We start from the raw sequence: 19,215 nt of genomic DNA, 5'->3' as shown, positions 1-19,215 counted from the left end.
CACGAGATGATCGAACCCGGCATCTACAAAGACGTGATGGGCTCCTTCCCATCCGGCGTCACGGTAGTGACCACGCTGGACGCCGACGGCGGCATCGTCGGCATCACCGCCAGTGCATTCAGCGCGCTGTCGATCGACCCGGCACTGGTGCTGTTCTGCCCCAACTACGCCTCCGACACCTACCCGATCCTGCGCGACAGCAAGCAGTTCGCCATCCACCTGCTGTCCGCCGACCAGACCGCCGAAGCCTATGCCTTCGCAGGCAAGGGCAAGGACAAGGCCAAGGGCGTGGAGTGGCACCTGAGCGAGCTGGGCAACCCCCTGCTGGCCAAGGCTACGGCGATCATCGAGTGCGAGTTGTGGCGCGAGTACGACGGCGGTGACCACGCGATCATTGTCGGCGCGGTGAAGAACCTGGTGTTGCCGGCCGAGCCGGTGACCCCGATGGTGTACCACAAGGGCAAGCTCGGCGCCCTGCCGCCGCTTGGCTGATACATCTTGAAGTCGATGTTGGCTTTTTCGCGGGCTCGCCCGCTCCCACAGGTATCGCACAGATCCTGGAACCCGTGGGCGCGGGCAAGCCCGCGAAAAAGCCAACACCGATGACCCTGTTTTCAGGGGTCGCGCTAATCGTCTCACCCTCGGTTGCGGCCCCTGTTTTATGCCGGAGTACTGCACATGAGCAATGAAAAGTACGAAAAGGGTCTGAAAATCCGCACCCAGGTGCTGGGCGAGGACTACGTCAACCGCTCGATCCAGAACGCAGATGAGTTCACCAAACCGTTGCAGGAGCTGGTCACCGAGTATTGCTGGGGTCACGTCTGGGGCCGTGAAGGCTTGTCGCTGAAAGAGCGCAGCATGATAAACTTGGCCATGATTTCCGCGCTCAACAGGCCCCACGAGCTCAAATTGCACATTCGCGGTGCCCTGCGCAATGGCCTGAGCCGTGAACAGATTCGCGAAATCCTGCTCCAGGTCGGCATTTATTGCGGCGTACCCGCGGCGGTGGACAGTTTCCGCCTGGCCCGTGAAGCCTTTGCCGAAGCCGATGCGGAGCCAACCCGTTAACAACGGGCTGTTCGAACCACTGCATGGAAAGCCTCGGTTCGAGGCATTCCGCGATGTTGGCGCAACAGCCTCATAAAGAGCGCACCTGATGAAACGCCAGCCACTCGACGACAGCTTCAAGGTCAACCGCAATCCCGTTACTCTGCGCGAAATCGTGCTCGACAAGCTGCGCGCCGCTATCATGAACTTTCACCTGCTGCCCGGCGACCGCCTGGTCGAACGCGACCTGTGCGACCGCCTCGGCGTCAGCCGCACTTCGGTACGTGAAGCGCTGCGTCACCTGGAGTCCGAAGGCCTGGTGGAGTTCGCCGACGCCAAAGGCCCACGGGTGGCCATCATCACCCTGGAAGACGCACGTGACATCTATGAGCTGCGCTGTGTGCTCGAAGGCCTGATCGTGCAACTGTTCACCCTCAACGCCAAGGCCAAGGACATCCGTGCGCTGGAACGCGCGCTGGAAGTGAACCGCGAGGCACTGGAAGAAGGTGAGCTGCAACAGGTGCTGGATTCGGTACAAGGTTTCTACGATGTGCTGCTGGAAGGCTCCGGCAACCAGGTGGCGGCCCAGCAGTTGCGCCAGTTGCAAGCACGCATCAGCTACCTGCGCGCCACCTCGGTATCGCAGGAAAACCGCCGCGGCGCCAGCAACCGCGAAATGGAAAAGATCGTCGAGGCCATCAAGGGCGGTGACCCGCTGGTAGCCCACCAGGCCTCGGTCGACCACGTCCGCGCCGCCGCCAAGGTGGCCCTGGACTACCTGCGCCAGAAGCAGGATGACAACGCCAAGGTGCGCGACATTGTCGAACCCTTGGCCCTGAAGGAACCCCGCATAGGTCGCTGATCATGCCCAATGCCCCGCGCTACTGCCCGCACTGCACCACGGAACTGGCCCGGGGCGTTCCCACAGGCGATACCCACGAACGCCTGCATTGCGCCGGCTGCGGCTACATCCACTACATCAACCCCAAGATCATCGCCGGCTGCATCATCGAGCGCGATGGAAAGTACCTGCTGTGCCAGCGCGCCATCCCCCCTCGCCCCGGCACCTGGACCTTGCCTGCCGGGTTCATGGAGGCTGGCGAAACCACCGAACAGGCGGCGCTGCGAGAGGTATGGGAAGAAAGCGGCGTACGTGCGGACATCGTCTCGCCGTATTCGATCTTCAGCGTGCCAAAGATCAGCGAGGTGTACATCATCTTCCGTGCCATCGTCACCGAAGAGACCGGGCAGTATGGGCCGGAGACGCTGGCGTACAAGTTCTTCGAACCGGATGAAATCCCCTGGGATGAGATCTACTACCCGGCCATCCGGCAAATTCTCGAGCGCTACATCCTTGAGCGGCAGGCCGGGGTGTATGGCATTTACATGGGCAATGATGACACCGGCAAGGTGCACTTCATCCGCTAGCCTGTCCGGCCGCTTCGCGGGTGAACCTGCTCCCACTCGGATCGCGCAGTTGCAGAGGCTTGTGCAAGTAGCACAGGCCATCACAAAAGCCTCGCCAACGGTCTATTCTCGGTGCACCCTAAGGACCTTGAGACAGAGGACCGGCAAAGCACATGGCTAGATGGCTAGACGGCGGCGGGCTAATGGCCGAACGCATCCGCAACCACGACTGGGCCAGCCCCCCCCTGGGCCCGCTGGAGCATTGGCCCGACGCGCTGAAAACCACGATGGCTCTGTGCCTGGCCTCGCACTTTCCGCAGGCCGTGCTGTGGGGCCCGGACTTGATCACCCTGTACAACGATGCCTTCACCCCGATTCTCGGTCGCAAGCCCCTGGCCTTGGGCATCCCCTTCCGCGAAGTGTGGCACGAAGCCTGGGATGAAATCAGCAGCATGGCGGACCGTGCGTTGGCCGGTGAAGCGGTGTACATCGAAGACTTCCCGCTGATGATCGACCGCAACGGAGGCCTGGAGCGGGCCTATTTCACCTTCTGCTACAGCCCGATTCGCGGCCATGATGGCGAGATACTGGGTATGCTCGACACGGTCACCGAAACCACCGCCAGCGTGGTCACCAACCAACGCCTGAACTTTCTCGATACCCTCGGGCGAGCCGTTACCGAGGCGGCCGAACCGGACCAGATCATGGCCATCACCACCCGCATGCTGGTCGAGCACCTCGGCCTGTCCGGCTGCGCCTATGCGGTGATGGACCCCGACGAGGACGGTTTCACCATCTGCGGCGATGCGGTGGCACCCGGCTCACCACGTCTGGTGGGCCACTATCACCTGCATGACTTCGGCCGCCTGGCAGTCAGCCGCCTGCGCAGCGGCCTGGCCCTGGTGATCAACGACAACCTGCGCGAACTGGCCACTGACGAGGCGGCGACGTTTCAGGCCATCGGCATTACGGCCACCATCTGCATGCCACTGATCAAGGGTGGCAGGCTGACCGCGCTGATGGCGATTCACGACCGCGTACCCCGGGCATGGACCGACTACGAGCAAACACTGATCAGGGAAGTGACCGAACGATGCTGGGCGCACATACAGCGGGCCCAGGCCCATGCCGAAGTGCGCGAAGCGATGGCGGCCCTTGAAGCGCTCAACACCACCTTGGAACATCGCGTCGAAGAGCGCACCACTCAGTTGCTGCACACCGAGGCCGTGCTGCGCCAGGCCCAGAAGCTGGAAGCCATTGGCCAACTGACCGGTGGCGTAGCCCACGACTTCAATAACCTGCTGACCATCATTCGCTCGTCGCTGCACTTTCTGCAGCGCCCCAACCTGGCCGAGGAGCGCCGCGAGCGCTACCTCAAGACCATGTCCGACACGGTCGACCGTGGTGCCAAACTAACCGGCCAGCTACTGGCCTTCGCCCGACGCCAGGCCCTCAGCCCGCAGGTGTTCGAAGCCGGGCCACGGCTGGAAGCCATGGCCGACATGCTCGACACCGTCACTGGCGCGCGCATCCGGGTCGAGCTGCAACTTCCCCAAGCGCCCTGCCACATCCGCGCCGACCTCAGCCAGTTGGAAACCGCGGTGATCAACCTGATGCTCAACGGCCGCGATGCCATGGCTGGCGAAGGTACCTTGCAGCTGCGCCTGCAGGCCGACCAGTGCCTGCCGGCCTTGCGCGGTCAGCCTTCACAACCAGGTCCGTTCGCGGCGATATCGGTGAGCGACAACGGAGTCGGTATTGCCACCGAGTTGCTGGAACGCATCTTCGACCCGTTCTTCACCACCAAGGCCTCAGGTGAAGGTACCGGGCTCGGGTTGTCGCAGGTGTTCGGTTTCGCCAAGCAATCCGGGGGCGATGTACAGGTGAACAGCATCCCCGGTCAGGGCACCACCTTTACCCTCTACCTGCCGCAAGAGGCCCCACCTGCGGCCTCGCCCGAGGACGCCTCGGCCGGCAGCCAGCCGCAGGTACAGGGCGAGCGGCGACGGATACTGGTGGTAGAAGACAATGCCGACCTGGGCAGCTTCACGGCTCAGTTCCTTGAGGACCACGGCTACCGGGTCAGCTATGCGCGCTCAGCGGAAGAGGCGCTGGCGCAGTTGACCAGCCCCGCAGGTGATTTTGATGCGGTGTTTTCCGATGTGGTCATGCCCGGCTTGGGTGGCCTGGCGCTGGCCCGCGAACTTCGCCGCCAGCGCCCGCAGTTGCCGGTGATCCTTACTTCGGGCTACAGCGAGGCGATTGCCGAAGGTGGGCACCAAGGGTTCACCTTTCTGGCCAAACCCTACTCGGCAGAACAGGTGTGCCAGGTGCTCGGAAAAGTACTCGGTCACTGATACCTTGCATCGCGATGGGCGATAAACGGCGCCACGAAGCTCAAAACCACACTGCCAAGAGAAACCAACCCGGCCTCGCGAAATCAGTTTATTTGCCCGACTATCAAGCCCAGGGCAACTGTAATCATCGCCATCCCCGACACCCGCCCGACCAGCTTTGCCGCTCCTGGCCGGGTGCTGAGCACAGCTCTGGCGCCATAGCCGACCAGCGTGTAGATCACCAGCGAACTGCACAGGTGGACCAGCCCCAGCAACAAGATCTGCAACGGCACGGGCCAGCTCGACTGCGGGTCGGTGAACTGCGGCAGCAGGGCCAGGAACAGCAGGAATACCTTGGGGTTCAGGCCGCTGACGCAAAACCCCTTCAACGCCCAGCGCGAGCCAGACTCCCCCGCCCCACCCTGCCCGGCCGCCGGCAATGCCGGGCTGAGCAACAGGTTGCCGCCCAGCCACAGCAAATAGGTGCACCCCGCCAGGGTCAGCAAGGTCAGCGCCAACGGGTGACCAGCCAGCAGGCTGCCGACCCCGGCCGCCACCACCAGCGTGGCCAGGAAATGCCCCGACAACATCCCCGCCACCGCTGGCATCACCCAGCGCCCGCGCATGCCGGCCGAGATGGCATAAGCCCAGTCTGCACCCGGGGTCATCACGAACAGCATCGACACAGCCCAGAACGCCGTCAGCACACTGATAGCCACTTGAATCTTCCTTATCTACTGCATTGGGATGTCGAAAGATTACGGATTTCGCTCGGGGATTTTCTTTCGTATATTTCCCCTTAGCATTCATGTATTGGAAGATTCTTCCCAATGGACAGAACTGATCGAAAAATCCTTGCCGAGCTGCAAAAAGACGGACGGTTGTCGGTAACCGAGCTGGCCGACCGCGTAGGGCTCAGCCTGTCACCCTGCCATCGGCGCTTGAAGACACTGGAAGAGTCCGGAGCCATTCTGGGGTATCACGCACGGCTGGCACCGAGCGCCCTTGGGCTGAACTTTGCCGCGTTGGTATTTGTGACGCTACGCGAGGTGACCCGTCAGCCGGTGGCGGACTTTGAAACGGCACTGGCGCAGATCCCGCAGATTGTCGAAGCGCAGCGGCTGTTCGGCGACCCGGATTACCTGCTGCATGTGGTGGCCAAGGACCTGCCGGCGTTTCAGAAGCTGTATGACGAGCATCTGACCAGTATCCCCAATGTGAAACGCTTGAGCTCGACCTTGGTGATGAAGGAAGTGATTCAGGATCGGTTGTTACCCATGTAGCTGTTTCCTCTTGTGCAGGCCTCTTCGCGGGTAAACCCGCTCCTGCTGTAGGAGCGGGTTTACCCGCGAAGAGGCCTGCGCAGGCAACCTTTCATCTGCCCTGAAAACGCGCACATCGCACCAACCCAGCCCACCGTGATCCGGTTGCCAACCCGCCGCCCCTCTAACCCAAGGCCTTCAGCCAGCTGGCACTCTCCTTGCTACCGTCACCCGCTTAAGCTTTTGTCAGCCTTAGGTTTTTTAAGGTTTATGGGTACATATTTACTAATTTCTCGTTATCCCCGCGCCCCTCATCATCGCTCCAACAAGAACGCGTCGCCCACCGCCGGCACGCCCCCGGGCAGTTCCCAATGCCCTACCTTGCCTTGGAGTCAGTCATGACCAGTGCAGCCAATTCGGCACCCCTGATAGAAAAACACACGATCGGCTACGTGCCCCCGCAAGACCGCCACGGAAAGGTAAGGGATCTATTCACGCTCTGGTTCGGCGGCAACATCGCGCCGTTGCCCATCGTCACCGGCGCGCTGGGCGTGCAACTGTTCCACCTGAACCTGGTATGGGGCATCGTCGCCATCCTTGTCGGCCACCTGGTTGGCGGGGTGCTGATGGCCCTGCACTCGGCCCAGGGCCCGCAAATGGGCATTCCACAGATGATCCAGAGCCGCGCCCAGTTCGGCACCCTCGGCGCGCTGCTGGTGGTGGTGATCGCCGGCGTCATGTACATCGGCTTCTTCGCTTCCAACATCGTCCTTGCCGGCAAGTCACTGCATGGTGTGGTCGACGCCGTTCCGGTACCGGTGGGCATCGTCATCGGGGCGCTGGGCTCAGGCATCATCGGCATCATCGGCTACCGCTTCATCCACGTACTCAATCGCATTGGCACTTGGGTACTGGGCATCGGTATCGTGGTCGGCTTCGGCTACATCTTCACCCATGTGCAGAGCGACGATTTCCTCACCCGTGGCAGCTTCAACCTGGCCGGCTGGCTGGCCACCGTGTCGCTGGCGGCGTTGTGGCAAATCGCCTTTGCGCCCTATGTGTCGGACTACTCGCGCTACCTGCCGGCAGATGTAAAAGTCAGCTCGACCTTCTGGACCACCTACCTGGGCTCGGCCCTGGGTTCAAGCCTGTCGTTCATCTTCGGCGCCGTGGCCGTGCTGGCGATCCCGGCCGGCATGGACACCATGGACGCGGTCAAGCTTGCCACCGGCACGCTCGGCCCGATCATGCTGGTGCTGTTCCTGCTCAGCGTGATCAGCCATAACGCCCTCAACCTGTATGGCGCGGTGCTGTCGATCATCACCCTGGTGCAAACCTTCGCCTACCGCTGGATCCCCACCGCCAAAAGCCGGGCAGTGTTGTCGCTGATCGTGCTGTCGGCCTGCTGCGTGGTAGCAGTGTTCGCTTCGGCAGACTTCATCGGCCATTTCGTTGACATGGTGCTGGTACTGCTGGTGGTGCTGGTGCCGTGGACGGCGATCAACCTGATCGACTTCTACGCCATTCACAAAGGCGACTACGACATCCAGTCGATCTTCCAGGTCGATGGTGGGATCTACGGGCGCTACAACCCGCAGGCACTGATCGCCTACGCTGTAGGTATCGTGGTGCAGATACCGTTCATGAACACCCCGCTGTACGTCGGGCCGATTTCCGAACACATCAACGGGGCTGACCTGTCGTGGCTGGTAGGGTTGGCGATCACCTCGCCGCTGTACTGGTGGCTGGCGAGCCGTGACAGTGCCTACCGTCGTCGGCAGACCAGCGCCAAGTTGGCAGCGGTGGCTTAAGCTGCACTGGCCTGTTGATCCCGCAGACCTCTTGAAGGCGATATGTGTCGCCCTCAAGAGGCTCCTTGCCAATGCACCCGCCCTGTCAAAGGCTCATGTTTATCGACACGAACGCTGAACGGCCTGGTGCCGGCGAGAACATCGCCTGGTCGTTGCCTCCCCAGAAGAAGTTGTCGTACCAGACGTATTCGTATTCACGGTCAAACAGGTTTTTAACCTGCAGGTCGACGCTGGTCGACGAGGTAACACGGTAACTGACACTGGCGTCCACGACCACAAAACCGCCGTACTTACCCTGCTCGTTCAACTCGTCGATGTAGTAGCTGCCCTGCGCCCGCCCCTGCGCCCCGAACTTCCAGTCATCATTGTACCGGTAGTCGACACCCACATTGCTGATGTAGCGCGGAGTGGAAAATACCTCTTTGCCCGACAATGACTGGCCGTTTGCAGCGTAGGCCTTGACCACCTTGGCCTCCTGGATCGCGTGGGACGCCCAAACCGTCCATTGATCGTCCAGCTGAGCACTGATCTGCATGTCCACACCACGCCGGCGTGTTTCGCCAAGGCCGACCGTGGTACCAGTGCTGGGCATGTTCGCGACTTCATCGGTCGCGTCCTGCTGCCACAGCGCAACCCGCGCCTGAGCGCCCGGGAATGGCTGAAACTTGATGCCCACTTCCTTGCCGGTGTTGATCGACGGGTCGTACGAGGCTTGCCCAGGCACCCGATAAGCTGGCCCGCCAGAGCCCGTAAGGATCTGGAAAGTACGCCCCCAGTTGGCGTAAAGGTCGATCTCCGGCGTGAGGCTGTAAATTACGCTCAGCTTCGGCTGGCGGATCCAGCCATAATCCTGCAGGGATGCCTTGACGCCGCCGAGCGTCTCGCTGTTACCCGAAAACTTGTCGACGCGCATGGCAGGAATGATCTTCAGCGCGTCGGTCGGCTGAATGACCGCCTGCACATAACCGCCAATATTGCGCAGGGTGTAAGTGTCGTCGTTCTGCACACGTGCCGGCGTGGCGTCGAAATCGGTCGGGATCCCGTAGTTGTAGCGCAGGCGACGGTACTGGTTGTCCTGCTCCTCATAGTTGACGCCGCCATCCAGCGTCAGCAGATCGTTAGCGCGCCAGGTCAGGTTGCTGAGCATCCCTCGCTGCTGTTCATCCCACTGCCGACGCTGGCGTGGCGCGTTACCGGGCTGGTAATCGGTGAACGTGATGGTTCGATCATCGTTGTAGCTGTTGTAGTACAGCTTGCTGCTCAGACTCAGGTCGTCGTCAAGCTGCCAGTCGGCGTGCAGGCTCAACTGCTTCATGTCGCGGTCGTCACCATCGTTGGCGTTCTTGGCCGGCGATTGGGTGCGGCTGGCGCGCAGTTGTTCGCGGGTGAGGAAACCTGACTCTTGGGCCTGGTGGTGGTAAAGGCGAGCGATCAGGCCGACACGGAAGTCTTGTTCGTCGTTGCTGACGAACCACTTGCCGCCGAGCGTGTATTTGTTGGATTCGCTGTGGTCGCGGTAACCGTTGCTGTCTTGCTTGGCGAGGATATAGTTCTGGGCGAAATTCCCCTCCTCGTGCCCGACCGCCAACTGCACTTCGCGCGTATCGAAGCTGCCGTAAGTCACACGGCTATCGACATAGTTTCCCCCCTGGCGGGTCGCGAAGTTGATGTTGCCGCCGATATTGTGCAGCCCATAGCGCGGATCGTTGGTACCGCGCACCACCTCGATGTACTCGATGTCCAGCGGGAAGATCATATCGATGAAGCGCTGGTTGCCACTGTTGACGTTGCTCGGCACACCGTCGATCAGGGTCTTGATGCCGTTGATGTAGCCCTCACCATTGAACGCGCGAAAAGTGACCTTGCCTGATTCGGCACCTTGCCCCGTTTCGGTCAGCTGGATGCCCGGCATCTGCCCCAACAACTGCCAGCTGTTCATCACATTTTTGTCTCGCACCTGGTCGCCGCCCAGGACGTCGACCGACGTGAGCACATTTTCAGTGCTCAAGGCTGTACCGGCCGTTTGGGTGATATTCACTTCACCGAGGACGATGGTGGAGGTACCGGTCTGTTCGGCGAGGACTTCAGGTGTGAACATTGCCGTAAAGATGGCAAACGAGGCTGGGGTGAATCGCATGGAGGTTCCTGAGGCGGGGTTGAATATGTTGGCGCACAGATAGAGGAGGCAAGATCTGCGTCTGCTTTAAGTAAAATATGTTATACCATAACAATTAGCGTGAGCGTATCGGGTTTTTGACCCGTTGGTGCTGACGCTCAACCTGCTCGACACGGACATTTTTATCAGCTCATCCGGTCGAGTCGGCGATCCTACGGACGCTATAGGCCTCCTTCCGGCAACAAGCTGCGATCAAACATGAACGCCCGGCCACCCTGCGGTGTGTACTGATACAGCTGCTGCGGCCTACCCAGCTTCGGTTGGTTCTTCTCCCCGGTGTCCCTCACCCACCCCAGCTCGCGCAAGCGCTCCAGGCGTTTGCGCAGCGAGGTGTTATTCACCGCCTGCCCCAAACACGCCTGCATCGCGCCTAATGCGTCCAGCACCGTGAACTTCTCTGCCAGCAGATACAGCGGCAAGCTGCTGTACACCGTCTTTGCCGCCAACCGATCGCGGGCGCGCTCCACCAGCAGGTTATGGTCGAACGGCAAGAGCACCTTGCGCGCCAATACGCTGTCCAAGTCGAAAAACGCCAATTGCTCACACTGGACGACCTCCCCCGGGTCCAGCAAGACCAGGTAATAGGTGCTGAGCGACCAGCCGCGCGGATCACGGAAGGCATTGCCCTCGGTGCCCACCTGTTCCATGTAGCAAGGCACAACCTGCGCTTTCTCGCGCAGCGCGCGTTCGGCAGCAGCTTCCAGGCTGATGTCAGGGGTACGGCCGTTGACGATCACACCGGGCAAGGCCCACTGGCCGGCATGGGGGTCGCGCTCACGACGGTGCAACAATACCTGCAGATGCTGCGCATCAGGGGCCAGACGCAGGGCCACGATATCGACGCTGGTCAGGACTTCAACTGTACTCACCGGGCTACTCCTTGTTCAGTGAGCCAATAATCCACCAGAGCCACTAAGTAAATCAACCATTGAACCCGCTATCTAGAACACTTGACATACTTATAGCACCAGATGAATTATATTGGCATTCCAGCAAGGAGAATCGCCATGAAGATCGCCAGTTTCGATGTCGACGCGCAGAACGGCTTCACCTCCAACGCGCCGCAGGAGCTTCCTGTTCCCGAAGGCGATGAAATTGCGGTTGACCTGAATACCATGGCATTGCGCGCCGACCTGCGCCTGGGCAGCAAGGATGCCCACCCGGCCAACGCCGCGTGGGTGGTCACCGACCCTGCACACATGCTGCAGCCGCTGCAACTGGCCAACGCCGACCTTACCTGGGTCAGCCACTGCGTCCCCGGCACCCCGGGCTTCGAACTGCTACCCGGCCTGCCCGCCCCTATCGACTACGACTATTTCGTGTGGAAGGGGGTCGAACCCGATCTTCACCCATACGGCGCCTGCTACCACGACCTCGCCGAACGCCGTTCCACCGGGGTGATCGAGTACCTCAAGGTGCAGCAGGTAGGTGCAGTGATCGTCGGCGGTCTGGCCCTGGACTACTGCGTCAAGACCACCGCCCGCCAGCTGCGCCAGGCCGGCTTCCAGGTACTGCTGTACCTGCCAGCCTGCCGCGCGCTGACCCAGGCCGGCGCCATTGAGGCGTGCGGCGCCCTGGCCGCCGAGGGCGTGATCCTCTGCGGCGACGAGGTCGCCCTCGACCACCAGCTTGCCCTGATCAAGGAAGACCGCCCATGAGAGATAGTGTTTTCGGCCCACGCATCATCCAGAACCTGCTGGACACCGACTTCTACAAGATCACCATGATGCAGGCGGTGCTGCATAACTACCCCAATGCCGAAGTGGAATGGGAGTTCCGTTGCCGCAATGACGAAGACCTGTCCCCTTACCTGGCGGAGATCCGCTACCAGGTAGAACAACTGGCCGAGGTCACGGTCACCCACGACCAGTTGGCCTATCTGGAGAAGATCCCGTTCCTGAAACCGGACTTCATTCGCTTTCTCAGCTTGTTCCGTTTCAACCTGCGCTATGTGCAGGTGGGGCTGGACGGCGCCGGGCAACTGGCAATCCGCGTGCGTGGGCCATGGTTGCACGTGATTCTCTATGAAATCCCGCTGCTGGCGATCATCAGCGAGGTGCGCAACCGCTACCGTTATCGTGAGGTGATGCTCGAACAGGTCGGCGAACGGCTGTACCAGAAGCTTGACTGGTTGAAGGCCGAGGCCAGCGCCGATGAGCTGGCTGGCTTCCAGCTGGCAGACTTCGGTACCCGGCGGCGTTTCTCTTACCGGGTGCAGGAAGAGGTGGTGCACATCCTCAAGCACGACTTTCCGGGCCGATTTGTCGGCACCAGCAATGTTCACCTGGCTCGCGAATTCGAACTCAGGCCGCTTGGCACCATGGCCCACGAATGGTTCATGGCCCACCAGCAGCTCGGCCCGCGTCTGGTCGATAGCCAAGCCGCCGCGCTGGAATGCTGGGTGCGGGAGTACCGGGGGCTGCTGGGCATCGCCCTGACCGACTGCATTACCATGGACGCGTTCCTCGGCGATTTCGACCTGTACTTCGCCAAGCTATTCGACGGCTTGCGACATGATTAGTTATCCCTGAGCAGAGTCCCAAAAGTAAGCTCTACTACTCACCCCCATCCCCCCCCAAATAAAACCATAAACACTCGCCATCAACAGAAAGCCAGGTGCGATCCTCCATAACTGGTCAGAGCTCCTCCCGAGCGAGAGTGGTTTCCAGCGGTCACCCAGAATGCGAAAGCTCAGAGTGTTTTATTAAGAGCCGTTGTCCTGAATGCCGTCTGCTCATCCTTGACTAGCCCACTGGCAGCAAGCGGACGAGAATCTGTTGCTGAATTTTTAGGTCAATCCACCTGTCAAAATCAGGTGCGACCAAGTGACCAGGATGATTCCCTCCAAGGTTTTCCAACTACGCAGTTAAGATAGAGAGGTAAACGAAAGCGTACGAATGCCTGCCGGGAACCTGCCGTGGAAGACGCATGATCAATGAGTTGAGCGTGGCCTGCTTTGCAAGCTCATTTAAAGGAAACTTGTGGACACCGACTGAAGAGTAACGAAACGCAGTCTGCATCGTCATAGCAACATTGGTTGAAGGTTTCGCGCTTATCTGCCGAGATATGGGAGCTACTCGAACCGAGAGCCTCTGTCATTTAATTGGAGTGACCCCAAAGTCCTCACATCACACTATTCTGTATGGAGAGAGAGGATCTTCTCCAGAGCGTCACGAAACCCTGGCTTGAAAATTTGCTTACCCTTCATATCCAGCACCTCCCCCCGCTCGCCGAAGCGATATCCAAGCTGAGTAAGAATCTGAGAGTCTATGGCGCCTTTGAGCGCATTGATTTCAGCATCATTTAAATTGAGCTTACCCGAATGAATTTTCCCTTCATGTTGACCTGACCCCAAGTATATTGGCGCGCTGTTAACACGCCCCTGCCTCGCAATCTTAGCTTTTATAGAGCGCAACTCCTTAGCTAATATCGAAACATTCAATCGCAACACAGGATCTTCGATTGAGGTTATCCAATCGCTGTGTATTGAGGCGTTTTTTGCTTTGTCGTTAAGAGAAAACTTTTTCCAGGACTGGATTAATTCACGATAGTGAGAACCGGCATCATTGACAATTGATTTTTCACTGGGGATCGGAAGCCCTCGATCTTTCCCAAGCGTTTCTATATTCTTATATGTAAAATCCTGAGATTGGCGCTCGTGGAGCAATCGACATACCGTATTAATGGCCCCAAGACTTCTCTTACGGCGCGGATCACTCGCTTCGTTAATCAGCCGCTCATACGTATCTTCTGGGGAGAATAAATTATCAGCCATTAGAACCCGCCTTCTGAGCAATAGTCGCCCCAGCACTATTGCTAGTGCGTGAAAGAACCTGTCTAACCTCAGCTGTAATACATTCCAATGATGGCTCTTCGACCCCTACATCAAGCAACATCAAATTTCCCGTAAAAAGGTCATCAATCCTACTCCAAGAACCCAAGCGTTGAATCAAGAGATTGGTAAGCTCATTAGCGACTACGAGTGTCTGTTCGTCAGTGAGTTTGAACATCCGAGCGGGTAAACCATTGTTTTCCGCCATCCGATCAATTGCTTGAGCTATCAAGGGTATAGCGCGTGAAGGGTTGGCTGACTTATAGATAACAGCATTCTGACATATCTCAGCAAGTAAATGATATGGCGAGTCAGAGTCATTAAATGCGACACCTACCTCACGAATCTCACCTGCGGAAACTAATCTAATGCCCTCTGTACCACCTTGCCCTTCCTGATTAACAAGCTTTATGCAGCTTTGAATGTGAGCATTAAGCGATGCGTAATCACGCAGCAACACCTCAAGCTTTCCGGCACTTGACTCTTGATTACCTACAGCTTTCTTCCGTTGAGTTTCATCCTGAAAAGGTATCCCAGCACGGCATGCATCATAGTACCGCTGCTCAAGCAAGGTTAGTTCATCAGTATATTTCAAATAACGCATGCTCTCAGAGTTGATCTCAAGTGAGATTTCATTGGCAAGTGCTACCAACCCTCCAAGAAACGGTACTCCAGTGATAAAGAATCGACACCGCGCGCAATTCTTTTGCCCCAAATAACCTCCTTCAACGGGATTGTAAAACTCCTCTTTCTGCCTTTTAATAATAATATCACCACCGATATGACATCCAGCAGCGGACATAGGACATATTCCAAAATCAAATACAACACAAGCAGTTTTTGGAACATTAGATTCGAGGAGCGCACGATTCCCAACTGTAGCGATTAGTTGCCCCTTAACTGCTGACAACCCATTGAGCCTGATGGACTCTAGCGTTCGCTCTGCTGCACGCTGGCCTGCCAACTTTTCAATCTCCCCCATAGGCCGCCTGATTTGCTCACTATTAAGTTTTGTATAGTAAATAGTCATTACCAAATTGGCATGACCCACCAATTTTGATATGATATGAAGTGGAGCATCCCCATCAGCGATAAATGCAGTAATTAAGCTCACGCGCAAACTGTGAGGCGTATATTTACTATTATACTGGGCTCTCCACTCACCCTTCGAGGCAAGATCCTCAGAATCCCTCTGAATTCTATAAAGAACGGCCGGCAAGGTGAGCGCGAAACAGTTCTTAATCGAAAGCGGCTGCCCCGAAGAGTTTATTCGGAACAAGAAGCACTGCGCTCCTCGAGCTTTCAGAATTTTTTCATTTGTTTCTTGTGGAAGCTCAATTTCAGTCCATGCCGTTGGCTTAACGAGAGGATTATATTTGCGCTGCCACTCACGCAGCACAATTAACCAGTACACCAAATCATCCGGAATCCAATCGACTCGATAACCACCAACCTTACGACCAGTTTTATTTGTAGTTATATAGCATTCAGCTACTCCGTTAGCTCCCCGCTGTATAACTCCTTGAGAGGAGCGTGACTTTCGTCCTTTTGAAACCACACATTCTGTATTAGTTTTCCATGAGATCGTCCCATTATCACTAAGAACAGGCAGCTCTGCATCAGCCTCCCCGCTGTCAAGCCACAAAATTTGTTGACCACGTAGTGGGTAGCGCAATAGAGTATAAAGTGCAATAAACCGCAGTGGCGACCAGACTTGATACTGATCAACTCGAACTGCTGCCCCTCCCGCAGCTAATCCTGGCTTCGTGACTAGACGCCAAACACAATTCGGATCTGTCATATCAATACAGCTCTTATCAACATCCTTCCAATCCCATTTTGAATCGAACACCTCTTGCAAGTGAGGTAAACTCTTTAACGTCGGCCTCCGTAATAAAGATGACTCGCTATTGGGAACCAAATAATTGCGAGCTCGCAGAATATACTCATACCCTAAAACTGGCTTAACTGACTGTGATGGACGATTTTTTTCGAGCCCGTCAAAATATTCTGATAGAACTGTCAATAATGGGTTGCGATAATCCGGAAGCACGACACGCTCGCCCCCTTCATCATCAACGCAGTATTGCTCCAACAGCCACGTAAAAAAAGATGCTAATGCATTATGGTAAGACTGCTTGGCAGACGGTGGCAACTCGTCAATCAAACCAGTATAGAATGATGCTTCGAAAACATTTAACTTTGACAGTAAATACAATGGATCATCAGGAAGCCCCAAACCTCTAACATAACAATTTAACAAAAATTTTATAGCGGCCCTTTTAATCGGTATTGAGGTTTGAGTTTTAATCCAACGATCCGCGTCTGCCATAATACGAGGATAGTCAGAACTAAAATTTTCAGGCTTTTCGTTACCTAAAAAATCATACCATCCCAGCCAGCCGATGCCTTTATATGTTTTCTCGGGTGCGGATGGAAGCCTCGGGTTCTCACGGTAACGCTTCGAATAATCATTGTTAGATTTAATTCCCATTTCTTGACATGTTTTTTTTGCTTCTTCAAATGTGTACCAACGAAATCTTTTCTTCCCAAGAAAGCAATACCAATCCTTCCACCCTCTACCGGCATACGTATGGTGAGGAGACCCTGGTAGCTTAGGGTCGTCCTTACAACAAGCGGTGTAGCCAGCAACATCTTTAATATTCAGCCTTGAGCAAACCGCCTGTGCCTCCTCGTAGGAATATAATTCTTTCTTACTTCTCCCCGTAAAATGACACCAACCACTCCACCCTTTATTCGAAAAAACGATCTGAGGGGCGGCAGGAAGTAGTGGATCTTCGTGATACCGGAGGCTATACTCATTCATACTTTTGATGCCTAAACTTAAACTTGAAGCTCGAGCCTCGTCATAATTATACCTCTTGATATTTAGAAAAATACCCCAACTTCCCTCCCACCCTTTATTCATATAGAAAGTTGAAGGAACTGCAGGCAATTTAGGATCTTCCCTGCGACGAATTTTGTAATCAGCCGCCCCCTTGAGGCCGAGCCTTATCGCAGCAGCCTTGGCATCCTCGTAACGACTGTAATATGCTGTACGATCGGCATTACCTAGAAAAACATACCAATTTACCCAACCTTTGCCACGATAAGAAATACTTGGGTTTCGAGGCAGGCCAGCATCTTCATGATAACGCAGAAAATAGGACTTTTTGCTCTTTATCTTTAGTTTCCGAACGGCAGCTTCAGCTTCTGAATACGAGTATCTCTCAGTGCTATTTTCTCTCATACCTCTACCTCATATTCGAATTTTTAAATATAGCGTCTAGATACTTTTCAGAAAGCCGATCTTCTAAATCAGCCATGTATTGGCGGAAATCTGCAGCAGAAGGCTGTGTGTATGGATCGCTTGAGGAAAGGGCCGCATGATGCATAGCCGTCTTAATTTTAAGCTTCGACGCCCCTGCCCCAGCCATTCGTTGCCCAAAAGCATGCCTATGTCCATGTGGAGTTGTCCCACGTATCTTTCCATGAGCCAAACCCACTCTCTCGACAGCAAGCTTATGTGCCTTGCGAAACATTCGGTGAGAATATGGCTGCCCGTATTGGTTAGTAAAAGCATATGGATGCTCAAATCCTGGTTGTGGTTTAACACGTTGAATATGGTGATACTCACGCCATAAACGCACAAAATGAATAGCAGCCACATGCGGAAAGAAATAGACTTCGAAGCATTTTCGATATATATCGGTAATTACAGGCCTTTTCCAACCAAGGTAAAGGGGGTCTATAGCCTTAACGAGCTGATTTCGGGGTACAAGTCCGTAACGCCGTTGAAGGTACGCAGCACGCGTGCTTTTTCCATCTGGAGCCAGCCCAAACTCGGGATGATAAATTCTTACCACCACTTCCCCGTTCTCAATTGTTACATCGTCGCACCACAATGAGAGCGCTTCAGACAAGCGCAGGCTGCCGTAATGCATCAATATGGTGATTAGTACATTACCTAGGTTGATGATCCCACGCCCATCACGTCGCACTCGTCGGAAGCCATTCAACAGCAATTCGCCTAATTTCTCTTCAGGAAAGGCTTTAAGCGCAGTGTGACTATCAATGGGAAAATTTTCAGCGCGTACCTCCCTAGAATTATGGATCTCACTTCTATCGACAAACAGGTGGGAGAGAAACGCATTGTGTTTCCGGTGGGAATGCGCAGCCCAATTCAAGTACTGCTCATAACCTGTAGCCTCGCGCCAAGGATTTAGCTGAAGACTGCAGTCATTATTAACTTTAGATAACCAATCGGTAAATCGGGTAATATGGCGGATTATTTTTTTCGCATCATTTGGGCGTGGATCCCAGTAAAGACCTGAGGGATCAAACCGCCCCTGGATCGTACCGGTGTAAAGAGCGTTCGAAAACTCAGTAAATAGATCCTGAGGTTTTCCATAATAGCTTTGATTAACGGCAGTAAAATCCACTAATAACTGAAGAGCAAATACAGCATCATCTTGCCAAGAACGGCTCTTACGTCGCCTTAAGTAGAGGTACCGAATAGGCTGTTCAAGCGCACCTTGGTCAGTGATTATCACTGGTAATACAACACTTCGCTGCGTAGCATCACCAATGACGCGCCTGAACTCACGATGTGATGACTCGAATAGAGTTTTCATATTCGCCACCTATTAACGACATAGCCAAAAACTGCGCAAGATCAACCACATCTTATTGAATGCGAGCACTAGCACTTAAGAAAGCTAAAAAGAATACACAAGCAAGCACTAGATAAATTTCGTGAATTTTTCCTTGAGCCACCCACACCCAATAAAGATTTACAGGAAAACTTTTCCGATAGGAAATAGCCACAAAAACGACGCCTATCCTCTTCAAGCCGAGGGCTAAAACAAGCCTCAAGACAACCGCTCAACTTAAGAGCATCCACAACACGCCCACTTCATTTTCTAAGCTCACAAGTATTGCATGTCATGCTAGCTCAATAAAAAATCCGGCTCCACCCTGTGGAATCAAGGCTTACCCAAAAGTTGTCAATTTATATATTTCATTTTTGACTGTACTGGCTACAAATCAGAGACTTAGCTAAATTCAAAGTTGAACTGTACTGCTCCAAGAGACTGATCCCCCGACAGACGGCGCATAGATACACTGCTCTCAACCCGTCAACTTTCAGATAGAAGCCCTGATTTTCCAGGCAGGGCTTCATGCCCCTCAGCGAGAGCCTTTCAGCTAGATCTGCTGATTGCTCTGTCAGCATACGCTCAGCTTCTAACGTAATAGCTGAAGCAGCTGAGCTCGAACTTACAAATTTCAACGCAGTTGAATGCTGGCTAGCGATACCATTCATCGGGAAATTTTACTGTCCCCT

Annotated in this window: 14 protein-coding genes and 1 pseudogene; 9 read left to right on the top strand and 6 right to left on the bottom strand. The window is 55.7% G+C overall.

The genetic code is table 11. From position 1 onward, the window contains the following. Window positions 1-6 precede the first annotated feature (6 nt). The 5 genes from GST84_10545 (at window position 7) to GST84_10525 (ending at window position 4,811) form a co-directional block, all read left to right on the top strand. Window positions 7-492 (top strand): flavin reductase, encoded by a 486-nt coding sequence (locus GST84_10545; protein ID XGB12785.1) that lies wholly within the window; start codon window positions 7-9, stop codon window positions 490-492. A gap of 186 nt (window positions 493-678) precedes the next feature. Then, the gene (locus GST84_10540; protein XGB12784.1) at window positions 679-1,068 is read left to right on the top strand and encodes a 4-carboxymuconolactone decarboxylase; all 390 of its coding nucleotides are present in this window, start codon (window positions 679-681) and stop codon (window positions 1,066-1,068) included. A gap of 88 nt (window positions 1,069-1,156) precedes the next feature. After that, the gene (locus GST84_10535; protein XGB12783.1) at window positions 1,157-1,909 is read left to right on the top strand and encodes an FCD domain-containing protein; all 753 of its coding nucleotides are present in this window, start codon (window positions 1,157-1,159) and stop codon (window positions 1,907-1,909) included. Between the two features lie 2 nt (window positions 1,910-1,911). Then, a complete protein-coding gene (locus GST84_10530; protein ID XGB12782.1) occupies window positions 1,912-2,475 on the top strand; it encodes an NUDIX domain-containing protein in 564 nt (187 codons plus the stop codon). A gap of 152 nt (window positions 2,476-2,627) precedes the next feature. Beyond that, entirely contained in the window at window positions 2,628-4,811 is a 2,184-nt protein-coding gene (locus tag GST84_10525; GenBank protein ID XGB12781.1) for a response regulator, read from the top strand. Window positions 4,812-4,894: 83 nt separating this feature from the next. Here the strand turns inward: GST84_10525 and GST84_10520 are convergent, their stop codons facing one another. Beyond that, window positions 4,895-5,509, bottom strand: coding sequence for a LysE family transporter (locus tag GST84_10520; GenBank protein XGB12780.1), 615 nt, complete (start codon window positions 5,507-5,509; stop codon window positions 4,895-4,897). Between the two features lie 111 nt (window positions 5,510-5,620). Here GST84_10520 and GST84_10515 point away from each other — a divergent pair, with 111 nt between their 5' ends. Both GST84_10515 and GST84_10510 read left to right on the top strand, forming a co-directional pair. Further along, window positions 5,621-6,073, top strand: a complete 453-nt coding sequence (locus GST84_10515) for a winged helix-turn-helix transcriptional regulator (GenBank protein ID XGB12779.1) — start codon at window positions 5,621-5,623, stop codon at window positions 6,071-6,073. Between the two features lie 377 nt (window positions 6,074-6,450). Next, complete coding sequence (locus tag GST84_10510; protein ID XGB12778.1) at window positions 6,451-7,863, top strand: cytosine permease; 1,413 nt, start codon at window positions 6,451-6,453, stop codon at window positions 7,861-7,863. 85 nt (window positions 7,864-7,948) lie between these two features. Here the strand turns inward: GST84_10510 and GST84_10505 are convergent, their stop codons facing one another. Together GST84_10505 and GST84_10500 are read right to left on the bottom strand one after the other, a co-directional pair. After that, a complete protein-coding gene (locus GST84_10505) occupies window positions 7,949-10,000 on the bottom strand; it encodes a TonB-dependent receptor (GenBank protein XGB12777.1) in 2,052 nt (683 codons plus the stop codon). A gap of 200 nt (window positions 10,001-10,200) precedes the next feature. Beyond that, window positions 10,201-10,908 carry an NUDIX hydrolase gene (locus tag GST84_10500; protein ID XGB12776.1) on the bottom strand — a complete coding sequence of 236 codons (708 nt, stop codon included), beginning with the start codon at window positions 10,906-10,908 and terminating at the stop codon, window positions 10,201-10,203. A 138-nt stretch (window positions 10,909-11,046) separates the two neighbouring features. Between GST84_10500 and GST84_10495 the strand changes: the two genes are divergently transcribed. Then, window positions 11,047-11,697: an isochorismatase family protein gene (locus tag GST84_10495; GenBank protein XGB12775.1), complete on the top strand. Its 651-nt coding sequence runs from the start codon at window positions 11,047-11,049 to the stop codon at window positions 11,695-11,697. Then, a pseudogene (pncB, locus tag GST84_10490) lies at window positions 11,694-12,557 on the top strand (nicotinate phosphoribosyltransferase). The gene GST84_10495 and the pseudogene pncB overlap by 4 nt, the downstream one beginning before the upstream one ends. A gap of 615 nt (window positions 12,558-13,172) precedes the next feature. Here pncB and GST84_10485 read toward each other — a convergent pair. The 3 genes from GST84_10485 to GST84_10475 are packed head-to-tail and all read right to left on the bottom strand — an operon-like array spanning window position 13,173 to window position 18,505. Next, a complete protein-coding gene (locus GST84_10485; protein ID XGB12774.1) occupies window positions 13,173-13,814 on the bottom strand; it encodes a hypothetical protein in 642 nt (213 codons plus the stop codon). After that, window positions 13,807-17,121, bottom strand: coding sequence for an integrase (locus tag GST84_10480; GenBank protein ID XGB12773.1), 3,315 nt, complete (start codon window positions 17,119-17,121; stop codon window positions 13,807-13,809). Before GST84_10480 ends, GST84_10485 begins: the two co-directional genes overlap by 8 nt. Window positions 17,122-17,125: 4 nt before the next feature. Continuing rightward, window positions 17,126-18,505: a tyrosine-type recombinase/integrase gene (locus GST84_10475; protein ID XGB12772.1), complete on the bottom strand. Its 1,380-nt coding sequence runs from the start codon at window positions 18,503-18,505 to the stop codon at window positions 17,126-17,128. Window positions 18,506-19,215 lie beyond the last annotated feature (710 nt).

It is taken from the genome of Pseudomonas putida (genome assembly GCA_041879295.1).
Lineage (GTDB): Bacteria > Pseudomonadota > Gammaproteobacteria > Pseudomonadales > Pseudomonadaceae > Aquipseudomonas > Aquipseudomonas putida_Y.
The sequence above is the reverse complement of the archived record's forward strand: the minus strand, read 5'-3'. Positions and strand labels throughout refer to the sequence as shown.

Excerpts from the sequence above, each read along its gene's own strand:
- GST84_10545 (XGB12785.1), top strand. The coding sequence starts at position 7 with ATGATCGAACCCGGCATCTACAAAGACGTGATGGGCTCCTTCCCATCC.
- GST84_10510 (XGB12778.1), top strand. The coding sequence starts at position 6,451 with ATGACCAGTGCAGCCAATTCGGCACCCCTGATAGAAAAACACACGATC.
- GST84_10475 (XGB12772.1), bottom strand. The coding sequence starts at position 18,505 with ATGAAAACTCTATTCGAGTCATCACATCGTGAGTTCAGGCGCGTCATT.
- GST84_10540 (XGB12784.1), top strand. The coding sequence starts at position 679 with ATGAGCAATGAAAAGTACGAAAAGGGTCTGAAAATCCGCACCCAGGTG.
- GST84_10515 (XGB12779.1), top strand. The coding sequence starts at position 5,621 with ATGGACAGAACTGATCGAAAAATCCTTGCCGAGCTGCAAAAAGACGGA.
- GST84_10485 (XGB12774.1), bottom strand. The coding sequence starts at position 13,814 with ATGGCTGATAATTTATTCTCCCCAGAAGATACGTATGAGCGGCTGATT.
- GST84_10525 (XGB12781.1), top strand. The coding sequence starts at position 2,628 with ATGGCTAGATGGCTAGACGGCGGCGGGCTAATGGCCGAACGCATCCGC.
- GST84_10480 (XGB12773.1), bottom strand. The coding sequence starts at position 17,121 with ATGAGAGAAAATAGCACTGAGAGATACTCGTATTCAGAAGCTGAAGCT.
- GST84_10535 (XGB12783.1), top strand. The coding sequence starts at position 1,157 with ATGAAACGCCAGCCACTCGACGACAGCTTCAAGGTCAACCGCAATCCC.
- GST84_10495 (XGB12775.1), top strand. The coding sequence starts at position 11,047 with ATGAAGATCGCCAGTTTCGATGTCGACGCGCAGAACGGCTTCACCTCC.
- GST84_10505 (XGB12777.1), bottom strand. The coding sequence starts at position 10,000 with ATGCGATTCACCCCAGCCTCGTTTGCCATCTTTACGGCAATGTTCACA.
- GST84_10530 (XGB12782.1), top strand. The coding sequence starts at position 1,912 with ATGCCCAATGCCCCGCGCTACTGCCCGCACTGCACCACGGAACTGGCC.